A 21,504-nucleotide genomic window follows, 5' to 3' on the forward strand; every position below is an offset into this window, starting at 1 on the left:
CCGACCAGGAGGGCGCGCCGCTGAGCGAGGTCAGTCTGCAGGCCTTCGGTAAAACCGTGCAATGCATCGAGCGGGCATTGGCCAGTTTTGCCAAACGCGGACGCTGAGCTTTCCGCTACAATCGGCAGCCTTGTTACCTGCGAGGCCTATTGCATGTCCGCCTTCTCAAGCCTGCCCCTGGTGATCGAACCGGGCGACCTGGCAACCCGCCTGGACAGTCCCGAACTGATCCTGGTCGACCTGACCAGCAGCGCCCGTTATGCCGAAGGCCACCTACCTGGAGCCCGCTTCGTCGACCCGAAACGCACCCAGCTCGGCGCGCCGCCAGCACCCGGTCTGTTACCGCCGCTGGCGCAACTGGAGACCCTGTTCGGCGAACTGGGGCACCGCGCGGACGCCATCTACGTGGTCTACGACGATGAGGGCGGTGGCTGGGCAGGTCGCTTTATCTGGCTGCTGGATGTGATCGGCCATCACCGTTACCACTACCTCAATGGCGGCTTGCCTGCCTGGCTGGCCCAGCAGTTGCCACTCGCCACGGCGGTACCGGCCAGCGCGGACGGCCCGGTGACGCTGCAGTTGGACGACGCGCCAACGGCCAGCCGAGAGTACCTGCTGAGCCGCCTGGGAGCCACCGACCTGGCAATCTGGGATGCCCGCACAGCCGCCGAATTCCGCGGCGAGAAAGTCCTGGCCGCCCGTGGCGGCCACGTGCCGGGGGCGGTCAATCTCGACTGGACCCTGGCGATGGATCCGGCGCGCCAGCTGCGCTTGCGCCAGGACCTGCTGCCCCTGCTCGAACAGTTGGGCATTAGCCCGGACAAGGAGATCATCACCCACTGCCACAGCCATCACCGCTCCGGCTTTACCTACCTGGTCGCCAAGGCGCTGGGTTACCCGCGGGTGAAGGGCTATGCAGGTTCATGGTCGGAATGGGGCAATCACCCCGACTCACCGATCGAACATTGAACGCGACACCTTCCCCGCCAGCCACTGACGAACCCACGCCATGACCACTCTCAAACAGCGGCTGTTCATCTTCAGCCAATACCTGCTGCCCCACCACTTGCTCTCTCGACTGATCGGCTATGCCGCCGACTGCCGAATCAGCGGTTTCAAGAATCGCCTGATCAGCTGGTTCGCCCAGCAGTACCAGGTCGATATGCGCGAAGCCCTGGTCGAGGACCTGCACGCGTACGAACACTTCAATGCTTTTTTTACCCGAGCCCTCAAGGACGGTGCCCGACCGCTGGATGACAGCCCGGGCGCAGTGCTGTGCCCGGCGGACGGCGCCATCAGCCAGCTGGGCGCCATCGAGCACGGACGGCTGTTTCAGGCCAAGGGCCACAGCTTTACCGCGCAAGAATTGCTGGGCGGCGACAGCCAGCGGGCGCAGGCCTTTCTCGGCGGCACCTTCGCCACCGTGTACCTGTCGCCCAAGGACTACCATCGGGTGCACATGCCGCTGACCGGCACACTGCGCGAGATGGTGTATGTGCCGGGCCGGCTCTTCTCGGTCAATCAGACCACCGCCGAAAACGTCCCTGGGTTGTTCGCCCGCAACGAACGCGTGGTCTGCCTGTTCGATACCGAGCGCGGACCGATGGCGGTCGTCCTGGTCGGCGCCATGATAGTGGCGAGCATCGAAACCGTCTGGGCGGGACTGGTGACGCCACCCAAGCGCAGCCTCAAGACCCTGCGCTACGACGAAGCCGCACGGGCGCCCATTACCTTGGCCAAAGGGGCTGAGCTGGGTCGTTTCAAGCTGGGTTCGACCGCCATCGTACTGTTCGGTCCGGACCAGGTCGCCTGGCATAACAACCTCGGCGCGGGCAGCGCTGTGCGCATGGGCCAGGCGCTCGGCCAGGCGCACAGCTGATGCCCAGAGGGCATCGCGACTGAACGTATCGGCCTTGCCCCCGGTCCAAGCTGCACGCTTGCCAGCCAGCATGCGTCGCTGGCACGACTGGCGGCGGGGCCGCCGGGATGCTGCTAGAGTAGGGGAAACCCTAACCTGCAGTGACACCGAGAAAAACAGGCAGCTCGCTTGACCCCCCTGCGCCGTTGGAGCATCCGAGTTACATGGAAAAACACAGCCCGCACTTGCTGCTGCGCGTTCCGACCCCGACTCAGCAAAGCTTGTCCTATTGCGAGCCCAGCCCCCGCGACCTGAAACGCTGGATAGCCGGCCTGCCCAAGGCCAATCTGGGGGAAATGGCGCGCCAGCTCTACCAGAGCCTGGTGGAACTCAATCAGCTGGTGACGCCTGCGGACAATCGCCTGCAGTTGCTGGAACTGCTGCGCTCCGAGGTCTATTTCGTCTGCAAGCACCTGGAGCGGCATTTCCTCAACCAGGCCATTGTGCTCGACGAACGCCCGCGCAAGGTGGCCAACCTGTGCCAGGCCCTGCAGAACCATTTGGCGGTGGGCTACAAGCTGATCATCGCCCAGGAGGCCGTCCGCCCGGTGCGTGACCGCTCCCCCTTGCTGACCGCGGCCCTGCAGCGAGCCACGCACTGCTTGTGCGGCCCCTTGATACGGGCCAGTCAACTTTATTGTCCGGTGCCTGAGGGTTTGTGGCTGGAGTTACACCAACTCTATCAACTGGCACGCGAGCGCAACCTGCAGCAGGTCGTGGTGCGTGACACCCTGGCGCTGCACACGCCCGGGCTGAGCGTCGAGCAAACCTACCTGGTGGCGCTCCTGCTCGGCTGCGCCCGCTGCAACCAGATGCGCCAGAACGGTATCGCACGCCTGGCCGAGATCCTCGAGCCTTGGAGTGCGCTGGTCACCTTGCAGGCCGCGACCGAGGCCTCCAGCCTATTTGCCGTACCGCCCCAGGTTGATGGTCCGCCGCGCTACAAGTCGCTGTTTCAGGATGCGGAACTGCCAAACCTGCTGGGGATCGACCCCCAGCGCCTGGTCGACGCGCTCAATGACTACCTGGCAATGCCCGCCGAGACACGCAGCAAATCCCAGCTCTTGGTTCCCGAAGGTTTCAGCCTGGACCTGCTGCAGCACCTGAGTTCGGCCTGGGGTGACATTTCCGAACGGACCTTCCAGCGCAACCCGGGCCAGGGCAGCCTGACGCTGTGTATTGGCATGTCGGCCCTGCACTACTTTCTCGCGGGACGCAAAAGCTTCAACGAGGTGTTGCGTAGCCCGGAAAAAACCAAGGCCGCGGTATTCAAGTCCGGTATCTCCGGCGGGCCGGATGTGTGGTCGAACGCGTTCGACGCCCAACCCGTTACGAATTGGGAAAATGGCCTGCCCTTCGAGGAGATTCAATACAACCACGCGCCCGGCAAGACTTCCGACCCGGACGACGGCGCTGCCGTAGAGAGCATGCCGACCTTCGTGCTGCCGATTGTCAACCACAGTCCCGGAGGCTATTGCCTGTCCTGGCCCAAAGAGGTGCCCAGTCAATTGCAAGCGGGTGAATTGCTCGGCATCCAGGACAGTCCGGAACAAGGCTGGAGTGTCGCGCTGGTACGCTGGATTCGCCAGGTCCGTGGGGGCGGCACGCAGATGGGCATCGAACTGGTTGCACCCTATGCGCAGCCCTGCGGGCTGCAATTGCTGCGCAAGGCCGAACAAAACAGCCAGATGCTGCGCGCCCTGCTGCTACCGGCGATCAACGCCATCTCCAGGCCAGCAACCGTGATTACCCCGCGCCTGCCCTTCCAAGAAGGCAACAAGGTGTTGGTGAATCTGGGGGGCAAGGAACAGCGGGCGATTTTAAGCCACCGGCAAACCAGCACGGGCAGCTTCAATCAGTTCGAATACCGCAGCGTAGACGAGCAGCCGGAGCCCGTGGCCGGGAAACCCGTCACAGCTCCAGCAAGCGCTGGTGAAGCGGGCGAGGAAGACTTTGACTCACTCTGGAAGTCGCTGTAGATTGCCAGAACTCCCATTTGTCGCCTTTTCGCGCCCGTTCGGCGCAGTCTAAGTACCCGCCATGGCCCTCGAAAAGAAAACCATCAGGCTTCTGATTCTCGAAGACTCGCAAAACGAGGCTGAACGCCTCGTCAGCCTGTTTCGCAATTCCGGCCGCGCCACTCGCGTGCACCGGCTGACGTCCAGCGATGACCTGGCCAATGCGCTGCAGCAGAGCTGGGACCTGATGATCGCAGCCCCCAGCAGCGAAAACCTTGACCCCAATGAAGCGATCACGGCCATTCGCCGTCAGGCCAAGGATATTCCGTTTATCCAACTGACCGAGGGCAACGATTCCGACGCCATTACCGAGGCCTTGACTCTTGGTGCCCAGGATGCCCTCCCGCAAGGTGAAGACGAGCGCCTGGTATTGGTCGCCAACCGCGAGCTGGCCAATCTGGAGGAACGCCGCGCGCGCCGCGCGGCCGAGGTGGCATTGCGCGAGACCGAGAAACGCTGCCAGTTGCTGCTCGACAGCTCGGTCGATGCCATCACCTATGTCCACGATGGCATGCACATCTACGCCAACCGCGCCTATCTGGAGCTTTTTGATTACCAGGACGCCGACGAGCTCGAGGGCATGCCGATGATCGACCTGATCGCCCCGAGCGATCAGGCGAGCTTCAAGGACTTCCTGAAAAACTACCATGGCACCGACGGCAACGCCGAGCTCACCTGCAACGGCCTGAAGGCCGATGGTCAGGACTTCGTCGCGCGCATGAGTTTCTCCCCAGCCACCTATGACAGCGAACCCTGTATCCAGGTGGTGATCCGCGCTGAAACCAGCAATGCGGAACTGGAAGAGCGCCTGCGCGAAATCAGCAGCCAGGACCTGGTGACCGGGTTGTTCAATCGCAGTTACTTCCTGGAGTTGATGGACAGTGCCGCCGAGCGCGCGGTCAATGCCGGGCTGCCATCGAGCCTGGCCTATATACGCCTCGACCGCTATTCCAGCCTGCTGGCAGGGATTGGCCTGGCAGGCATCGACCTGCTGCTCACCGACCTGGCCAACCTGCTGCGCAGCCACTTCGACAGCGACGCGCAACTGGCGCGCTTCGGCGACGACGTTTTCGGTGTACTGCAGCCCGGCCTGACACCCGAGAAAGCGCAACCGGCCATGGTCAGCCTGCTGAAGAAAGTCGAAGGGCACCTGTTCGATGTCAGCGGCCGGACCATCCAGACCACCCTGTCGATCGGCCTGGCCGGCCTCAACGAAAAAACCCCGAAAGCCCAGGAAGTGGTCGATCGCGCCCATCGCAGCGCCGACGAATTGGGCGATGGCAACGGCCTGAAGATCTTCAACCCGGCCGACGAACTGGCGGCAGCGGCCAATCGCGGCAACGTGGTCGCGATGGTGCAGCAGGCCCTGGAGAACAACAGCTTCCGCCTGCTCTTTCAGCCGATCATCAGCCTGCGTGGCGACAGCCATGAGCATTACGAAGTGCTGCTGCGAATGGTCAACGGCCAAGGCCAGGAAGTGCCGCCCATCGAGTTCCTCGCGGCGGCGATGGATGCCGGCCTGGCAGAGAAGATCGACCGCTGGGTCATCCTCAACTCGATAAAGCTGCTCGCCGATCATCGCAGCAAAGGCCATCAGACCTGCCTGTTCGTCCACCTGTCCAGCGCCAGCCTGCAGGACCAGACCCTATTGCCCTGGCTCAGCGTGGCGCTCAAGGCTGCCCGCCTGCCCTCCGACGCCCTGGCGTTCCAGCTCAGCGAACCGGACGCCATTGCCTACCTGAAACAGGCCAAGGCACTGACCCAGGGCTTGGCGCAGTTGCACTGCAAGGTGGTACTGAGCCAGTTCGGCTGCTCGCTCAACCCATTCAACACCCTGAAGCACTTGAGCATCGACTTTGTCAAAGTCGACGGCTCGTTCTCCCAGGACCTGACCCAGGCGGAGAACCAGGAAGCGCTGAAGACCCTGCTCGACAGCCTGCACGCCCAGGCGAAGCTGACGATCGTGCCCTACGTCGAAAGCGCCAGCGTGCTGGCGACTCTCTGGCAAGCCGGCGTCAACTATATCCAGGGCTACTACCTGCAAGGGCCCAGCCAATCGATGGACTACGACTTCTCTGCGGGAGACGAATAACGCTGCAGCCCTCGGAGTCGTAAAAAAACCGCCTACCGGCGGTTTTTTTGCTCTGGCGCTCACGCCAGGACAGCGGCGTGCGCCCCGTTCAGACCTGGCCGTCGCGGTCGCGGCAGCCCAGCAGGTAGAGGATACCGTCCAACCCCAGGGTCGAGATCGCCTGCTTGGCCGACTGCTTGACCAGCGGTTTGGCGCGAAACGCCACGCCAAGGCCGGCAATCGCCAACATCGGCAAGTCATTCGCCCCATCCCCCACGGCGATGGTCTGCTCCAGGCTGAGCCCCTCGCGCGCCGCCAGGTCGCGCAGCAGATCGGCTTTGCGCTGTGCATCGACGATAGGCTCCAGCGCCACGCCGGTGACCCGCCCATCGATAATCTGCAGTTCGTTGGCGAAGACGTAATCGATACCCAGTTTTACCTGCAATTGCTCGGCGAAGTAACTGAAGCCGCCTGACAGGATCGCCGTCTTGTAGCCCAGCCGCTTGAGCTCGGCGAACAGGGTTTGCGCCCCCTCGGTCAGGCGCAGGGACGCCCCGACCTGGACCAGCGCCGCTTCGGGCAGCCCTTTGAGCAGTGCCAGGCGCTCCTTGAAACTGGCGCGAAAATCCAGCTCGCCACGCATCGCCCGCTCGGTGATCTCAGCCACTTGCTCGCCAACACCGGCGACCTTGGCCAGTTCGTCTATGACCTCGGCCTCGATCAACGTGGAATCCATGTCGAACACGGCCAGCCGACGATTGCGCCGGTACAGGGAGTCCTGCTGGAAGGCGATATCGACATTCAACTCCTGGGCTACGCGGAGAAATTCCGCGCGCAAGGCGATGGGATCGGCAGGTTCGCCACGCACCGAAAACTCAATGCAGCCCTTGCTGAGTTCGGCCGGCGTATCCAGCGGCATGCGCCCGGAAAGCCGGTCGATGTGATCGATGTTCAAGGCATATTTGGCGGTGATCGCGCTGACCCGCTGCAGTTGCTCGGCCGTGACCTTGCGCGTCAACAGGGTGACGATATGCCGGGGCTTGCCTTGCCCGCTCACCCACTGCCGGTAATCCGCCTCGGACACCGGCGTGAAGCGCACTTGCTGATCGAGCTTGTAGGCGGTGAACAGCACATCCTTGAGCACCTGCGAGGCCTGTTCGGCCCCCGGAATCTCCACCAGGATGCCGAACGACAGGGTGTCATGAATGACCGCTTGGCCAATATCGAGGATATTGACCCCCCCTTGCGCCAGCACGCCGGTGATGGCGGCCGTCAGGCCGGGCCGGTCTTCGCCAGTGATGTTGATCAGGACGATTTCGCGCAAAGCGCACCTCCCAGGATAAAGAAGGCGGCCATTCTACCTGCTTGTGCCGGCACGGCTACCCTCTTGCGCCGGTGTCGATCTGCCCGCGGCGGCGTGCAATCCCGACCACGGCCCGGCTTTTCGTCCCGCTTTACCGCTTCAAGCCTTCATCCGTGGTGGCGCGTTCCGTATACTGCGCGGCAACTCCATTCTAGAAGAGCCGAGCCCTGTGAACCGGCCTGCGCCCGTCAAACCCGATAACGTCTTCCTGCTGATCTTCCACGCACTGCGCCAGCGCCGCGTGCCCCTGGTCCTGCGCATCGCCAGCCACAGCCTGTTGCTGGTGGCGCTGGCGTTGCTGATCTATGCCTGGGTCATCGGCATGCAGTTCAAGCAGGCGATGCAGCAGCAAGCCGACGCATTGGGTCAGAGCCTGATTGTGCAAACAGCGTCCTCGGCCACCGAGCTGCTGGTGTCCAACGATATTCTCAGCCTCAATGTCCTACTTAATAATCTGGTGAAGAATCCGTTGGTGGCCCATGCCGCACTCTATAGCGTGGACAACCGCATTCTCGCCGAGGCGGGCGCGCGCCCCAAACAGGGCTTGCTCGGCGAAGCGGAGGGGCTGTATTCGACCCCCATCACCTTTCAGGAAGTGATTGCCGGCCACCTGCGCCTGAGTCTGGACATGCAACAGTTCCAGCAGCCAATGACCATCAGCCTGCAGAGCATGGGGCTGCTCAGCCTGATCCTGCTGGCCCTGACGCTGTCGCTGAGCATGCGCCTGGGGCGATACATCTCCACCCCGCTGATGGAGCTGCGCCTCTGGTTGCGCGACCCGGACGACCCGGCGCCCGGGGCCGCCCGCCAGGACGAGATCGGTGACTTGGCGCGTCAGCTGCAAACGCGCCTGGTGCCACCCAGGCCTGAGGTCGAACAGCCGTCCGAACTGGACGCCAGTGCGTTCGAGGAGGAGACGGACGCGCCCCTTGAGCTCGAAGGCAGTGACGACGACCCAGGGTTCGAGATTCGCGACCTGCGCGACCCCTCGTTCGATGCACCGCTCGAAGCTCCCCTTCCGCGTAGACCGTCCCCCGCCCTGGGCGACGATGACGACCCCTTCGCCGAATTGCGCCACGAGTTCGAAGACCCCCTGCCGGCGCCGATCGTCGAGGTGCCGCCGGTCATCACTCGACCAGTGCATGCGCCCGCCATACCCGGTGAGCCACAACGCAGCGCCGTGCTGGCGATCCAACTGGGCGCCCAGGAACAGCTGCGCCGCCTGCCGCGGCTGCGCCTGATGGACCTGCTGCAGCGTTATCGCGACTGCCTGGATCAAGCGGCGGCGCTGTACCAAGGCGAACTGCATACCCTCAAGGACGGCAGCAGCCTGATGCTGTTCCACAGCCGCGACAGCGGCGCGGACTACCTGACCCACGCCCTCTGCTGCGGCGAACTGATGCGCGCGCTGGGTCATGCCCTGCAAATCGAAGTGGCCGACAGTGGCATTACCCTGCAATTGCAACTGGGCTTGACCCAAGGGCAAGACTTGCTTCAGCTCAGCCAGGGCGACCTGTTGCTCAGCGACACCGCCCAGGATGCACTGGCGCTCTCGCAGCACAGCCGCAATCTGCTATTGGTCGAGCGCAGCATCGGTGACGACCCACTGTTGCGCGAGCGCGTGCGCATTCGCGCCATCGCCAGCCCGGAAGGCGCGTGCTGCGTCGAGCGCCTGCTGGAGCCCTATCCGTCGTTGCTGGAGCGCCAGCTCGCACGCATGCACGAAACCCCAAGGGCCTGATGACACAGGGCACACGGCCGCGCCAGCCGCCACAGGAGGGCGAGATCGGGCAGGAGTCGCGTCGCTTGCCCGAGCCAATACTGCCGTACCGTGCCCCCGCAGGCCCTGGGCATCCATGACCACCCTGATCAGCCACCCACTGCCGATACTGGCCCTGGGACTGGCGCTGGGCAGCCGCATCATCGGGCCCCGGCTGATGCTGGCGGGCGCCCTGCTGGCCTGCCTGCCGGACGCCGATGTGCTGGCCTTCAAGCTGGGTATCGCCTATGCCGACCCTTGGGGCCATCGCGGCGCCAGCCATTCCCTGCTGTTTGCCGCCGCCTGTGGCCTGCTGCTGGCACTGGGCAGCCGCCTGCTGCGCACGGGGCCACTGAAAGCCGGCCTGTGGGGCTTTCTCGCCTGCGCATCACACGGCGCGCTCGACGCCCTGACCAATGGCGGCCTGGGAGTCGCCTTCGCCTGGCCCTGGCACCACGAGCGCTACTTCATGCCGTGGCGACCGATTCAGGTGTCGCCTTTTATCAACGGTTTTTTCAGCACACGCGGGCTGGCCGTGCTGCTGTCCGAGGTACGCTGGGTGTGGTTGCCCTGCCTGCTGCTGGCTGCCGCCGGCCTGGGCCTGCGGCGCTGGATCGGGCCCCGGCAAAACCCCTACTGACGGGCGCTACCGGGTTCCGGACAGGGGTTAGAAACGAAACACCTCTAGGTTGTTACGCACCGGCTCGGCCAGCGGTGCCTGCGACGGTGGCGTCGCCCGCTGCCGGGGACGGGCCGGCGCCGGCTTGACCGGCACCTCGGCCACCACCGAACTGGCCAACGGTACGATCGCCTGCGCCAGTTGCTCCACCAGGCGCTGCAGCACCACGCTCTGAGCCCGCACTTGGTCGGCGATCGCCGCCTGGTGAGGCTCCTCGATCCGCACCAGGCGGCTCGCGCGCAACTGCCCGGCCTTGTCCAGCACGCGCCACTGCGCCTCGAGCACCGCCGGATGCTGGGGGCCGGAATCCAGCCGGGTAATGCTCAGCAGTACCTGCAACTGCGGGACAAAACCGCTCGGTGCCGGCGCCAGCACCAGTCGCTGGCTGTCCAACCGCCAGGCCAGCTGGCGCAAGATCTGCTGGTCGATATCCGCCGCCAGATTGCCGGCCCAACTGGCATCTGTCGTAGCCACCAGGCTGCCATCGGGCTGGCGCTGCAACAAGGCTTCGCGCTGCAGGTAATCCGCCACCGAAACCGGCCCCAACACCAGCGCCAGCCCTTCGGCCTGCTGCGGCACACCGACTTCGCCACCGCTCAGCTGGTACAGGGGCACCGGCTGGTAAGCGGTACAGCCAACCAGCCCGAGCACTCCCAGCAGCAGCGCCAAGAGGGAAAGGCGACTTCGTATCATGACTGTCTTCACCCTGTTTTCGGTCCTGCTCCGGGGCCGCCAACGGCGGCCCGACATCCCAACCACGCACCAGGCGCAGGCCCCACGCCAACGCGGCGGCGTATCATCCGCCAATCCGTCGCATGACTCCAGCCTTCCCCACCCTGAACGACGGCGAACCGTCCACCGGCCTTAACCGAGGGCCTCCACCAACAAGCCGTCGACGCGCTGGAAACCGCGCGGCAGCTTGTTGCCGCGCCGGCCACGCTCGCCCTTGTAGTGCTCCAGATCGTCGGGCTTGAGTGACAACGTGCGCTTGCCGGCCTGCAACACCAACGTGGCACCCGTGGGCAGCACAGCCAGGTCGGTCAGGTATTCTTCGCGACTGGCGACCCGCTCGCCCGGGATACCGATGATCTTGTTACCCTTGCCCTTGCTCAACTGCGGCAAGTCGCTGACCTTGAACAGCAGCAGCCGCCCCTCGCTGGTCACCGCCGCCAACCAGTCCTCCTCTCGTCGTGCCAGGGGCCGTGGCGCCATCACCCGGGCCCCGGTGGGCAGGCTGAGCAAAGCCTTGCCGGCCTTGTTCTTGGCCTGCAAGTCCTCGCCCTTGACCACGAAACCGTATCCGGCATCGGAGGCCAGCACATAGAGTGCATCGTCCTCGGGCAGCAGCACCCATTCGAAACTGGCCCCCGGTGGCGGCGTCAGCCGCCCGGTCAGCGGCTCACCCTGACCGCGGGCCGAAGGCAGGGAGTGGGCCGCCAGGGAATAACTGCGCCCGCTGGAATCGATAAACACCGCAAACTGGTTGGAGCGCCCCGGCGCGCCGGTCTTGTAACCGTCACCGGCCTTGTAGGACAGGCCGGTGGCATCGATCTCATGGCCCTTGGCGCAGCGCACCCAGCCTTTCTCGGAAATCACCACGGTGACCGCTTCGGTGGGCAGCAATTCGGTTTCCGACAGCGCCCGTGCCTCAGTACGGGCGACGATGGGCGAGCGCCGAGCATCACCATAGGTCTCGGCATCGGCGATCAGTTCGCTGCGCACCAGGTTCTTCAGTTTCTTCTCGCTGCCCAGCAGGGCCTGCAGCTTGGCTTGCTCCTTGGCCAGGGCTTCCTGCTCGCCGCGGATCTTCATCTCTTCCAGCCGCGCCAACTGGCGCAACCGGGTGTCGAGGATATAGTCGGTCTGCTCCTCGCTCAGGCCAAAGCGCGCCATCAGCACGGACTTGGGCTGATCCTCGGTCCGGATGATATGGATCACTTCGTCCAGGTTAAGGAAGGCGATCAACAAACCTTCCAGCAACCGCAGGCGCTTCTCCACCTTGTCCAGGCGAAACTGCAGGCGTCGGCGCACGGTGCCGATGCGGAAGGTCAACCACTCGCTCAGCAGGCTGCGCAGGTTCTTGACCTGGGGTTTGTTGTCCAGGCCGATGATATTGATATTGACCCGGTAGCTCGACTCCAACTCGGTGGTGGCGAACAGGTGCTGCATCAGCTCGTCCAGGTCGATGCGGTTGGAGCGCGGGATGATCACGATGCGACAGGGGTGCTCATGGTCCGATTCGTCGCGCAGGTCGGCGACCATCGGCAGCTTCTTGGCCTGCATCTGCGCGGCGATCTGCTCCAGCACCTTGGCCCCCGAGACCTGGTGCGGCAAGGCAGTGACCACGATGTCGCCATCCTCGATGCGGTACACCGCGCGCATGCGCACCGAGCCCTTGCCGGTTTCGTAGATCTTCAGCAGGTCGGCGCGCGGCGTGATGATCTCCGCCTCGGTGGGGTAGTCCGGGCCCAACACATGCTCGCACAGCTGTTCCACCGTGGCGCCGGGTTCATCCAGCAAGCGCACGCAGGCGCTGGCGACTTCCCGCAGGTTGTGGGGCGGCACGTCAGTGGCCATGCCCACGGCGATTCCGGTGGTGCCGTTGAGCAGCAGGTTCGGCAGGCGCGCCGGCAGCACCGCGGGCTCGTCCAGGGTGCCATCGAAGTTCGGCACCCAGTCCGCGGTGCCCTGACCCAGTTCGGTCAACAGGACTTCCGAGTAACGGGAAAGCCGCGCCTCGGTGTAACGCATGGCGGCAAAGGACTTCGGGTCGTCCGGCGCGCCCCAGTTGCCCTGGCCATCGACCAGGGTGTAGCGGTAACTGAACGGCTGGGCCATCAACACCATGGCCTCGTAACACGCCGAATCACCGTGGGGGTGAAACTTGCCGAGCACATCGCCCACCGTGCGCGCCGATTTCTTGTGCTTGGAGTCGGCGTCCAGTCCCAGTTCGCTCATGGCGTAGACGATGCGCCGCTGCACCGGCTTGAGGCCATCGCCGATATGTGGCAAGGCGCGGTCCATGATCACGTACATGGAGTAGTTCAGGTAGGCCTGTTCGGTGAAGTCAGCCAGGGAACGGCGTTCTACGCCATCCAGGCTGAGGTCGAGGGTATCGCTCATGGGACTCTCATGGGGTCTGGCGCAGCACCAGGGTGCCGTCGCGCTGAGTAAATTCGAGTTGTTTCAAGGCACTCATGCCCAGCAGCACCTCATCGCCGTCCATGCCGGGGACGATTAGGGCGGTCACGTCGTCCAGGCGGATCGCGCCCAGCTGCAGCTGCCGCACCCGGGTGCGGTAAGCCGCGGCGCTGCCATTGGCGGTGCTGATTTCGACTTCGGCGCCGGACGCGAGCCCCAGGCGCGCGGCCAACTCACCCGGAATCGCCATATCGGTGGCACCGGTGTCAAGCATCAGGGTCACCCGCTGGCCGTCGATCCGGCCATCGAGCAGGTAATGCCCCTGGGGATTGCCCAGCAGACGCACCTCGCTGTACCCCTCGCCCCGAATTGACTCGGGCGAAGCGTTGGGGTTATGCCGGGCCTGCTCCCAGCGCCCCAGGAACAGGGTCGCCAAGCCCAGCGCGGCGACCCAGGCGAGAATCCAGAACAGCCGCCCCGCCAGCTTGCCGGGCGCGCTCACAACGCCGCGCCCCAGCCCGCGACCGGCGCGGCGAAGCGCCAGACGAAGGGCCGCACGTCCCCATCGGCACGCGCATGGCCGCCGTTATCCAGGCCGATCCAGGCGCCCTCGGCGTCCACCCACAGGGCTTCAGCCGTGCCATGGGGTTGGTGGTAACTGCGCGTCTCGCTCAACGCGGTATCGGCGAACGACCAGCAACGCTCCACCGCACCGGTCTGCACGGAGCGCCGGCAGACGGTATGGGCCAGACGCTCCAGGGTGAAGAGTTTGTCGTCGAACCAGGCCAGGGCGGAAAAATCCCGCGGCTGCCGGCGCCCCCCCAACGCGGCGGGCCCCTGCTCCCGACCGCCTTCGCTGAGCAGCACGCAGCGCTCGTCACACTGCCAGCGGTCCTGCTCGCTGCGCAGTTGCAACAAGCCGCGGCGCTGACGCTCCGCGGCCAACCACAGGCGCTCGCCCGCGGGGTCGATGGCCAGCCCTTCGAAACCGGCGTTGAAGTGCAGCAACAGGCCACTGGCGCGGGCCTGGCGTGTCAGGGTAGCGGGCAGGGTTAACCACTGTGGCTCGCCGATCCGCGGCAGGCGCAGCACCCCCAGGGCCGTCTCGCTGGCCAGGTAGCGGTTGCCGGCCGCATCGCAGGTCAGGCCTTCGAAATCCAGCTGACCGCCGCGAAACAGGCCATTGACCCGGTTTACCGTTCGTAGCCCCCAAGGTGAGCCACTGGCCGGTGCCGGCGGCGCGGCGAAGCGCTCGACCTGCGCCAGCCAGCTGATCGCACCCGCCTCCAGGCGGTAGAGCCGATCGTCCTCGCGGTCAGACAGCGCCCAGAGCGCGCCGTCGCACCAGGCCAGGCCCGACAGGTTGCCGGCCGCGATCCCGTCCACCGCACGGTCCTCCAGCAGCCGCAGCGACTCGAGCTGGGCCCAGGCGCCGAACGGCGCGGCCAGCAGCAGCGCCGCCAGCAGCCAACGCATCAGGCCAGCACCTCCGCCAGGTCACCCTTGGACTCCAGCCAGCTCTTGCGGTCACCGGCGCGTTTCTTCGCCAGCAACATGTCCATCAGTTCCTCGGTCATGGCGAAGTCCTCCAGGGTCAGCTGCACCAGACGCCGAGTATTGGGGTCCATGGTGGTTTCCCGCAGTTGCGGCGGGTTCATCTCACCAAGCCCCTTGAAACGGGTCACCTGGGGTTTGCCGCGACGCTTTTCCGCCACCAGGCGCTCCAATATGCCGTCGCGCTCACCTTCGTCCAGAGCGTAGAAAATCTCCTTGCCCAGGTCGATGCGGTACAAGGGCGGCATGGCCACATAGACATGACCGGCGTCCACCAGCGGACGGAAATGACGCACAAACAGGGCACACAGCAAGGTCGCGATGTGCAGGCCGTCGGAGTCCGCGTCTGCCAGGATGCAGATCTTGCCGTAGCGCAGCTGGGTCAGGTCGGCGGCGCCAGGGTCGACACCGATGGCCACCGCGATGTTATGCACCTCCTGACTGGCCAGCACCTCCCCGCCGTCCACTTCCCAGGTATTGAGGATCTTCCCGCGCAACGGCAGGATGGCCTGGAACTCCTTGTCCCGCGCCTGCTTGGCCGAACCGCCGGCGGAGTCACCCTCGACCAGGAACAGCTCCGAGCGCATCGGGTCCTGGCCGGCGCAGTCGGCCAGCTTGCCGGGCAGCGCCGGGCCCTGGGTGATGCGTTTGCGCTCGACCTTCTTGCCGGCCTTGAGACGTCGCCCGGCGTTGTTGATTGCCAGCTCGGCCAGCTGCAAACCCAGCTCCGGGTGCTGGTTGAGCCAGAGGCTGAACGCATCCTTGACCACGCCGGAGACAAAGGCGGCGGCCTCGCGGGACGACAGGCGCTCCTTGGTTTGGCCGGAAAACTGCGGCTCCTGCATTTTCATCGACAGGACAAAGGCGATCCGTTCCCAGACATCCTCGGGCGCCAGCTTGACCCCCCGCGGCAGCAGGCTGCGGAACTCGCAGAACTCGCGCATGGCGTCCAGCAGGCCTTGGCGCAGGCCATTGACATGGGTGCCGCCCTGGGCAGTCGGGATCAGGTTGACATAACTTTCCTGGACGCTGTCACCGCCCTCGGGCAGCCACAACAGCGCCCAATCCACGGCTTCCTTGTTGCCCGCCAGACTGCCGCAGAACGGCTCGTCGGGCAGCCGCAGGCTGTCGGCCACGGCGTCCACCAGGTAGGAGCGCAGACCATCCTGGTAGTGCCATTCGACCTTTTCGCCACTGGCCTTGTCCTCGAAACTCACCGCCAGGCCCGGACAGAGCACCGCCTTGGCCTTGAGCACATGTTTGAGGCGACTGACCGAGAACCGCGGCGAATCGAAATATTTGACGTCCGGCCAGAAGTGCACGCTGGTGCCGGTATTGCGCTTGCCGACCGTACCGACCACCGCCAGGTCGCTGGCCTTGTAACCGTCGGCGAAACTCATCTGGTATTCGCTGCCGTCGCGCTTGACCGTCACTATGACCTGGGTCGACAACGCATTGACCACCGATATGCCGACGCCATGCAGGCCGCCGGAAAACTGGTAATTCTTGTTGGAAAACTTGCCACCGGCATGCAGCTTGGTGAGGATCAGTTCGACACCGGGCACCCCCTCCTCGGGATGGATGTCCACCGGCATGCCCCGCCCGTCGTCACTGACCTCAAGGGAGTTGTCTTCATGCAGAATCACTTGCACCGACTTGGCGTGACCCGCCAGGGCCTCGTCGACGCTGTTATCGATGACCTCCTGAGCCAGGTGGTTGGGCCGGCTGGTGTCGGTGTACATACCCGGGCGCTTGCGCACCGGATCGAGCCCCGACAGTACTTCGATGGCATCGGCGTTATAGGAACCGGCACTCATGCGGCGGGCCCTGTCCGTCGTGCGACCGGGTCGCCCCGGCGCTGCGTCGGTCCCCGCTGATCTGCAATCACCAAAAGGTCTCTCCTCATTTCTGTACATCGCATGCGGGGCAGCGTCTTGCCAAACTGGATCCGAAACGGACCGCCCTTGTCACACCGTTACGGCCGGCAGGCGGAACCCGGCAAAGGCCAGCAAGGCCGGCAGGCGCTCGGCAAACCCCTGAAAACCGTGATCACCACCGGCCTGGATACGCAGCGCACAGCGCTGGTAGTAGGCCTGGGCCTGGCGATAATCGAGTGTTTCATCAGCCGTCTGCAGCCACACTTGATAGCGCAGCGGATCCTGCGGCGGTGGTACTTCCAGCTCGGCCAGGGCCTGCACATGATCGGCCGTCAGGGTCCAGCGTTCGCCACTGTACAGATTGCACTGCGGCCCCAGGCGACCGTCGAACAGGCGGTGCGGGCTTACGGCGGGATTGATCAGCAAGGCCTTCAGACCATGACGCTCGGCCAAGTGGGTCGCATAGTAGCCGCCCAAGGAACTGCCGACCAGCACTGGCCGTCCCAGGGCGCTGATCGCCGCATCGAGCTGGGCCATGGCCTGGCGCGGGTGATGATGCAACGCGGGCACCTGCAATTGGCTGGCCCAACCCTGGGCGGCGAACAGCTCAATTAGCTGACGCGCTTTCTGGGAGCTGGGCGAACTATTGAAACCGTGCAGATACAGCAAACAAGGGCGATCAGCGGGCACGCGGGCGGCTCCTTCGGCAAGCCGTTGAAAAGGTAGCGAGTGACGGCTAGACAAGGCGAAATCCGTCGCAAAGGCGGAGTTTACACGGAGTAAATCAGCAGTTTGAGACTGAATTCAACGCCGGATAGCCTAGGACCTGTGGACACAACTGCAAAGCGGAGCACGGCGCTCAGCCACCGAGACCACCTCAGTAGCCCTTGATGGTGTAATCCACGTCGAAATGGATACCGGTGACCCGGGAAACCCCGGTTTCCAGACGCCCATCGGCGTGCAGGCGCAACCAGCGGTAGCCCGGCGACTCGGTGTCGACCTGAAATTCCTCGCTGCCCGGGGCGAACTGCACACACGTGGACGGCGAGGCCAGCAGACGAACGCCTTGGCGCTGCTGGTCGAATTCCTGGTGGATATGCCCCCACAGCAGCGCTCGTACCTGAGGAAAGCGATCCAGCACGGCGAACAGCGCATCGGGGTTACGCAATCCGATCGGCGCCATCCAGCGACAGCCGATGGACACCGGATGGTGGTGAAAGCAGATCAGGTGATGACGCTCGGGCGCCGTACTGAGTGCTTGCTCCAGCAACTGCAACTGCGCTTCGGCCAAATGACCGGGCACCGCACCGGGAATGGAGGAGTCGAGCAGGACGATGCGCCAGCCACCCAGATCGATGACCGGCTCCAGCAGGTCGCTTCCGGCACAGGCGGCCTGCATGGCCGGCAACTCGTCGTGGTTGCCCGGGAACCAGCGCGCCGGCGCCGGGATGGCCGCCGTCAGGCTGCGAAAGCGCTCGTAGGAAGCCAGCGAACCGTCCTGCGACAGGTCACCGCTGGCTAGCATCAGGTCGACCTTCGGCTGCTCCTCGAGCACCCGCTCGATCACCCGCTGCAAGCTGTCCTGGGTATCCATGCCCAGGAGTCTGCCATCCGCCGCGGCGAACAAATGACTGTCGGACAACTGCACCAGCAGCACCGCGTCATCGGCGAGAGAAAGGGGCGAGCTCGGCAAGGCCGTCTCCTAGGGACAGAATCTTATGAATTATGGTGGCTTAAACGCCTCAGGGTAAAGTCGAGAAACGGACACAGGTCACAGTTGAGCTTCTGGGATACGGGAAGGCCCGTGGGGCACCGGTGGTTCTGCGCAAGCCACCTCGCCGTAAGCGACGGGATAGAGCCCCCCTAGCGGACCGGTTCCAGCTCATGGCCGCAGGCCAGGCAATGGCTAAGCCATTCTCCAAGAAACAGGTTCAGTTGGGTCTTTTCATCCGGCTGGTACATGGCGGCGTTGGGGTAGGGATAGATGCCGCGAAAGCGCCGGGCGTTTTCAGCACCGATCACCTCAGCCATCCGCGCATCGTGATACACCCGCACCTCCAACTGCGGCACCGGCAGCCAGGGCAGGCTATGCTCCTGTCGCACCTGCAACGTGGTGGTGTAGGGGCAGTTTTCCAACACATCCAGAACCAACACGCCCCACCGATGCTCGCCCTGGCTCAGCGCCACCCGGCGCGTGCCCTGGGCGCCACGCATGTCCGGCAGCAGGCGCAACAGCCGCGCGTAGTTCGCCTCGCAGGCAGCCTGCAGCTCGCGCAGGTCGACCCGGTAGCGTTCGCGCAACAGGTTCACACCCAAGCCTCCCGCACCTGGTCGCGGTTCAACGCCAGCCATTGCAAGGCGATGATGCTCGCGGCGTTGTTAATCCGGCCGTCGGCCATGGCCTGCAAGGCCCGTGCAAAGGGCCAGACATGGACCTGGATATCCTCACCTTCCTCCGGCAGCCCGTGAATGCCACCGACCCCGCTGCTGACGCAGCGCCCCAGGTAAAGGTGGACGAACTCATTACTGCCCCCCGGCGACGGAAAATAGGCGGTGATGGGCAACAGCGCGCTGAAGCTCAAACCGGCTTCCTCCTCGGCTTCGCGGTGGGCGACCTCCTCCGGCTGCTCGTCCTTGTCGATCAGCCCCGCCACCAACTCGATCAGCCAAGGGTTGGCACATTTGTCCATGGCGCCGACGCGAAACTGCTCGATCATCACCACCTCGTCACGCTGCGGATCGTAAGGCAGCACACAGACCGCATCGTGGCGCACAAAAAGTTCGCGACTGATCAGCGGCCCCATGCCTCCGGCGAACAGCTGGTGGCGCAGGTGCAACCGATCGAGCTTATAGAAGCCGCGAAAGCAATTCTCCCGCTCGACCACATCGACGCGTTTGGGCCCAGCGTCGAGCGTTTGGGCAACAGGGGAAAAGGACTCAGCCATGCACGCCTCACTGATTTGCGCTTTAAGGACCCCTCGGGTCCTGGGTTGGTATCATCCTAACGCGCCCCTGCGCCGGCCGCAGCCCCTTTCCTGATTCGTTGGAGGCTGCCAGGATAACCGGCACTCGAACCGCACCGAGCCCGGCGAACTCCCGGCGCCACGCGCAGTCCAAGCCGCTTACTCGCGCACCACCGCCCGTATCAAGGACTTCCATGCCGTCTTATCCGCTTTTTGCCCTGAGCACCCTGGTCCTGCTATTGAGCGCCTGCCAAGGCGTGCCTGGCGGCCCCGCACCGGTCGCCGCGCACCGCACGGCATGGGAGCAAAAACAGCCCGGCTGCGCGGGCGACAGTTGCCCACTGGTCAATATCGACACCCTGACCTTCCCCGACGACCCGACCCTGACCGCCCTGACAGAGCAAGCGCTGCTCACCATGACCCGTGACACGCCCAAAGCACCGCTGCCCCCCTCGCTGCGCGCCTACGAACAGCAGTTCCTCAGCCACGCCGAGGCAGGCTGGAGCAGCTATCTGCAAGCCAAGGTACGCGAGCAGCATGACGACCTGGTGATCATCGAGCTGTCCAGTTACCTGGCCACCGGCGGTGCCCACGGCATGCCAGGGCGGGGATTCCTCAACTACCAGCGGTCCCGGCAGCAGGTGCTGAGCCTGCAGCAGATGCTGCTACCAGGGCAGGAGGAGGCGTTCTGGAGCGCCGTACAACTGGCCCATCAAGCCTGGCTCAAGGCCGAGAAACTCGACCAGGACAGCGCGTTCACCGGCAACTGGCCGTTCCAGCGCAGCCCCAATATCGCCCTGACCCGAGGCGCGCTGAGCCTGAAGTACGATGTCTATAGCATCGCGCCGTACGCCATGGGCCACCCCGAACTGAAAGTGCCTTACGCCCGCCTCAAAGGCATCCTCAAACCCGAGTTTTTCCCGCACCCCATATGAGTGCGCAGTTCGCGTAGCCAAGCCCGGAACGGACCCCGGGCGCAGGCCGCGACAGGCTTCGGACGAGTGGCCAACCGCTCGGGAATTGCGGTATTTCGTAGTCAGAAAGTGCCGCTATACTCGCGGCGGGACCTGGTACAGGTCAGATATCAATCACACATGGAGGTGCAGCGATGAGGGCTTCTGAGCTCATCAGTCTGTTACACCAGTACACGCCCGATACGGACATCCCGGTGTCCTTCACCGACTCGGCCTTCAGCTCGCCACCCGGCCTTCAGGTCGCCAGCTGTTACAGCGACCAGAGCACCCGCTGTTACCAGAACATCGTCGAGTTGGCCCAGGACGGCCTGCTGGTGATCGACCCGATGGGCCGCATCACCTATATGAACCCCTTTATGCTGCAAATGACCGGCTACCAGATGGAGGAAGTCATCGGCCAACCCGTGGGCCGCTTGCTCTCCACCGAGCTGAGTGAAGCCGCACTCTGCCAACCGCTGCCCGGCGACACGGCGACCCGTCACTCCCTGCGCATCCTGTCCAAACAGGGCCGCATCTATTGGGTGCAGATGACCGCGACGTCCATTCCCAGCGCCGATAGCCAACCGCGCGGCAGCATGCTCAGCATCACGGACCTGACCCATCGCCAGGTGCATGTCGACAAGGTGCAGGATCAAGAGCACCTGGGCACCAAAGTGGAGCGCATCACCACTCAGCTGGACAGCCTCAAGGCATTGCGCGTCAACCTGCTGGACGAGTACCAGGCACTGGAAACCTGTCCGCGCGTGGCGGCAACGCCCTACTGGCATTTGCAGCGTTACCTTTACCTGATCCGCCCGCAACGGGAAGGCAAGCGCATCCGCGAATACATCGGCTCGCAACCCGAGCGCATCAACGACGCCCTGGCGGCGGTGCGCCGCGAGCAACGCTTTCAGGAAGTCAGCCGGGAGCTGCAACAAATCGAGGGCCAGATTCGCACGGCCACCTTCAAACTGGACAGTTTTCTCTGGGAATTGGCCCAGGTACCACCCAATCTTCATAAACTTGTGAGCTGACAACAAACACCCCCCAAGGCTCCCGCCAAAAAAACCTGCAAGCCCCAAAAAAGGGCGAGCAGGTTTTTTTTCGTCCCGATTTCGCGCATGCAAAATAAATAAAAGCTATATATATCAATGATTTAATAATAACAAAATTAATGACAAACGTTTGTCGCTGGTCCTTGTTGTGCC

At 64.3% G+C, this 21,504-nt stretch carries 18 protein-coding genes; 8 read left to right on the plus strand and 10 right to left on the minus strand.

Annotated features, from left to right (window positions below):
- The first annotated feature begins 153 nt into the window (after positions 1-153).
- The 4 genes from ABWY06_RS05700 (at position 154) to ABWY06_RS05715 (ending at position 6,028) form a co-directional block, all read left to right on the plus strand.
- Positions 154-969, plus strand: a complete 816-nt coding sequence (locus ABWY06_RS05700; protein WP_353924593.1) for a rhodanese-like domain-containing protein — start codon at positions 154-156, stop codon at positions 967-969.
- 40 nt (positions 970-1,009) lie between these two features.
- A complete protein-coding gene (asd, locus tag ABWY06_RS05705; RefSeq protein WP_353924594.1) occupies positions 1,010-1,879 on the plus strand; it encodes an archaetidylserine decarboxylase in 870 nt (289 codons plus the stop codon).
- Between the two features lie 203 nt (positions 1,880-2,082).
- Complete coding sequence (locus tag ABWY06_RS05710) at positions 2,083-3,897, plus strand: cyclic-di-GMP receptor FimW-related protein (protein WP_353924595.1); 1,815 nt, start codon at positions 2,083-2,085, stop codon at positions 3,895-3,897.
- Positions 3,898-3,958: 61 nt separating this feature from the next.
- Positions 3,959-6,028 (plus strand): GGDEF/EAL domain-containing response regulator, encoded by a 2,070-nt coding sequence (locus ABWY06_RS05715; RefSeq protein ID WP_353924596.1) that lies wholly within the window; start codon positions 3,959-3,961, stop codon positions 6,026-6,028.
- Between the two features lie 88 nt (positions 6,029-6,116).
- Here ABWY06_RS05715 and serB read toward each other — a convergent pair whose 3' ends face one another.
- Complete coding sequence (serB, locus tag ABWY06_RS05720) at positions 6,117-7,331, minus strand: phosphoserine phosphatase SerB (protein WP_353924597.1); 1,215 nt, start codon at positions 7,329-7,331, stop codon at positions 6,117-6,119.
- A 208-nt stretch (positions 7,332-7,539) separates the two neighbouring features.
- Between serB and ABWY06_RS05725 the strand changes: the two genes are divergently transcribed.
- Both ABWY06_RS05725 and ABWY06_RS05730 read left to right on the plus strand, forming a co-directional pair.
- On the plus strand, positions 7,540-9,111 hold the full coding sequence (locus ABWY06_RS05725) for an AhpA/YtjB family protein (protein WP_353924598.1): 1,572 nt from the start codon (positions 7,540-7,542) through the stop codon (positions 9,109-9,111).
- Between the two features lie 115 nt (positions 9,112-9,226).
- Positions 9,227-9,769: a metal-dependent hydrolase gene (locus ABWY06_RS05730; protein WP_353924599.1), complete on the plus strand. Its 543-nt coding sequence runs from the start codon at positions 9,227-9,229 to the stop codon at positions 9,767-9,769.
- 27 nt (positions 9,770-9,796) lie between these two features.
- Here ABWY06_RS05730 and ABWY06_RS05735 read toward each other — a convergent pair whose 3' ends face one another.
- From ABWY06_RS05735 to ABWY06_RS05775, 9 genes are all read right to left on the minus strand, one after another.
- Entirely contained in the window at positions 9,797-10,501 is a 705-nt protein-coding gene (locus ABWY06_RS05735; RefSeq protein ID WP_353924600.1) for a PqiC family protein, read from the minus strand.
- Positions 10,502-10,672: 171 nt separating this feature from the next.
- Positions 10,673-12,931 (minus strand): DNA topoisomerase IV subunit A, encoded by a 2,259-nt coding sequence (gene parC / locus ABWY06_RS05740; RefSeq protein ID WP_353924601.1) that lies wholly within the window; start codon positions 12,929-12,931, stop codon positions 10,673-10,675.
- A gap of 7 nt (positions 12,932-12,938) precedes the next feature.
- Positions 12,939-13,451 (minus strand): retropepsin-like aspartic protease family protein, encoded by a 513-nt coding sequence (locus tag ABWY06_RS05745; RefSeq protein ID WP_353924602.1) that lies wholly within the window; start codon positions 13,449-13,451, stop codon positions 12,939-12,941.
- A complete protein-coding gene (locus ABWY06_RS05750) occupies positions 13,448-14,425 on the minus strand; it encodes an esterase-like activity of phytase family protein (RefSeq protein ID WP_502948151.1) in 978 nt (325 codons plus the stop codon). Before ABWY06_RS05750 ends, ABWY06_RS05745 begins: the two co-directional genes overlap by 4 nt.
- Entirely contained in the window at positions 14,425-16,320 is a 1,896-nt protein-coding gene (gene parE, locus ABWY06_RS05755; protein WP_353924603.1) for a DNA topoisomerase IV subunit B, read from the minus strand. Before parE ends, ABWY06_RS05750 begins: the two co-directional genes overlap by 1 nt.
- Positions 16,321-16,470: 150 nt before the next feature.
- Positions 16,471-17,070 carry a YqiA/YcfP family alpha/beta fold hydrolase gene (locus tag ABWY06_RS05760; RefSeq protein ID WP_353924604.1) on the minus strand — a complete coding sequence of 200 codons (600 nt, stop codon included), beginning with the start codon at positions 17,068-17,070 and terminating at the stop codon, positions 16,471-16,473.
- Between the two features lie 187 nt (positions 17,071-17,257).
- Entirely contained in the window at positions 17,258-18,073 is an 816-nt protein-coding gene (gene cpdA, locus ABWY06_RS05765) for a 3',5'-cyclic-AMP phosphodiesterase (protein WP_353924605.1), read from the minus strand.
- A 170-nt stretch (positions 18,074-18,243) separates the two neighbouring features.
- Positions 18,244-18,696, minus strand: coding sequence for a DUF1249 domain-containing protein (locus ABWY06_RS05770; RefSeq protein ID WP_353924606.1), 453 nt, complete (start codon positions 18,694-18,696; stop codon positions 18,244-18,246).
- Positions 18,687-19,325 (minus strand): NUDIX domain-containing protein, encoded by a 639-nt coding sequence (locus tag ABWY06_RS05775; protein ID WP_353924607.1) that lies wholly within the window; start codon positions 19,323-19,325, stop codon positions 18,687-18,689. Before ABWY06_RS05775 ends, ABWY06_RS05770 begins: the two co-directional genes overlap by 10 nt.
- Before the next feature lie 212 nt (positions 19,326-19,537).
- Between ABWY06_RS05775 and ABWY06_RS05780 the strand changes: the two genes are divergently transcribed.
- Entirely contained in the window at positions 19,538-20,278 is a 741-nt protein-coding gene (locus ABWY06_RS05780) for an RsiV family protein (RefSeq protein WP_353924608.1), read from the plus strand.
- 173 nt (positions 20,279-20,451) lie between these two features.
- Positions 20,452-21,330: a PAS domain S-box protein gene (locus tag ABWY06_RS05785; protein WP_353924609.1), complete on the plus strand. Its 879-nt coding sequence runs from the start codon at positions 20,452-20,454 to the stop codon at positions 21,328-21,330.
- Positions 21,331-21,504 lie beyond the last annotated feature (174 nt).

Origin of the sequence: Pseudomonas sp., from assembly GCF_040514055.1 — a bacterium.
Classification (GTDB): Bacteria; Pseudomonadota; Gammaproteobacteria; order Pseudomonadales; family Pseudomonadaceae; genus Aquipseudomonas.

Coding starts and splice junctions, on each gene's coding strand:
- ABWY06_RS05700 (WP_353924593.1), top strand. CDS start 154: ATGTCCGCCTTCTCAAGCCTGCCCCTGGTGATCGAACCGGGCGACCTG.
- asd (WP_353924594.1), top strand. CDS start 1,010: ATGACCACTCTCAAACAGCGGCTGTTCATCTTCAGCCAATACCTGCTG.
- ABWY06_RS05710 (WP_353924595.1), top strand. CDS start 2,083: ATGGAAAAACACAGCCCGCACTTGCTGCTGCGCGTTCCGACCCCGACT.
- ABWY06_RS05715 (WP_353924596.1), top strand. CDS start 3,959: ATGGCCCTCGAAAAGAAAACCATCAGGCTTCTGATTCTCGAAGACTCG.
- ABWY06_RS05730 (WP_353924599.1), top strand. CDS start 9,227: ATGACCACCCTGATCAGCCACCCACTGCCGATACTGGCCCTGGGACTG.
- ABWY06_RS05735 (WP_353924600.1), bottom strand. CDS start 10,501: ATGATACGAAGTCGCCTTTCCCTCTTGGCGCTGCTGCTGGGAGTGCTC.
- parC (WP_353924601.1), bottom strand. CDS start 12,931: ATGAGCGATACCCTCGACCTCAGCCTGGATGGCGTAGAACGCCGTTCC.
- ABWY06_RS05750 (WP_502948151.1), bottom strand. CDS start 14,425: ATGCGTTGGCTGCTGGCGGCGCTGCTGCTGGCCGCGCCGTTCGGCGCC.
- parE (WP_353924603.1), bottom strand. CDS start 16,320: ATGAGTGCCGGTTCCTATAACGCCGATGCCATCGAAGTACTGTCGGGG.
- ABWY06_RS05775 (WP_353924607.1), bottom strand. CDS start 19,325: ATGGCTGAGTCCTTTTCCCCTGTTGCCCAAACGCTCGACGCTGGGCCC.
- ABWY06_RS05780 (WP_353924608.1), top strand. CDS start 19,538: ATGCCGTCTTATCCGCTTTTTGCCCTGAGCACCCTGGTCCTGCTATTG.
- ABWY06_RS05785 (WP_353924609.1), top strand. CDS start 20,452: ATGAGGGCTTCTGAGCTCATCAGTCTGTTACACCAGTACACGCCCGAT.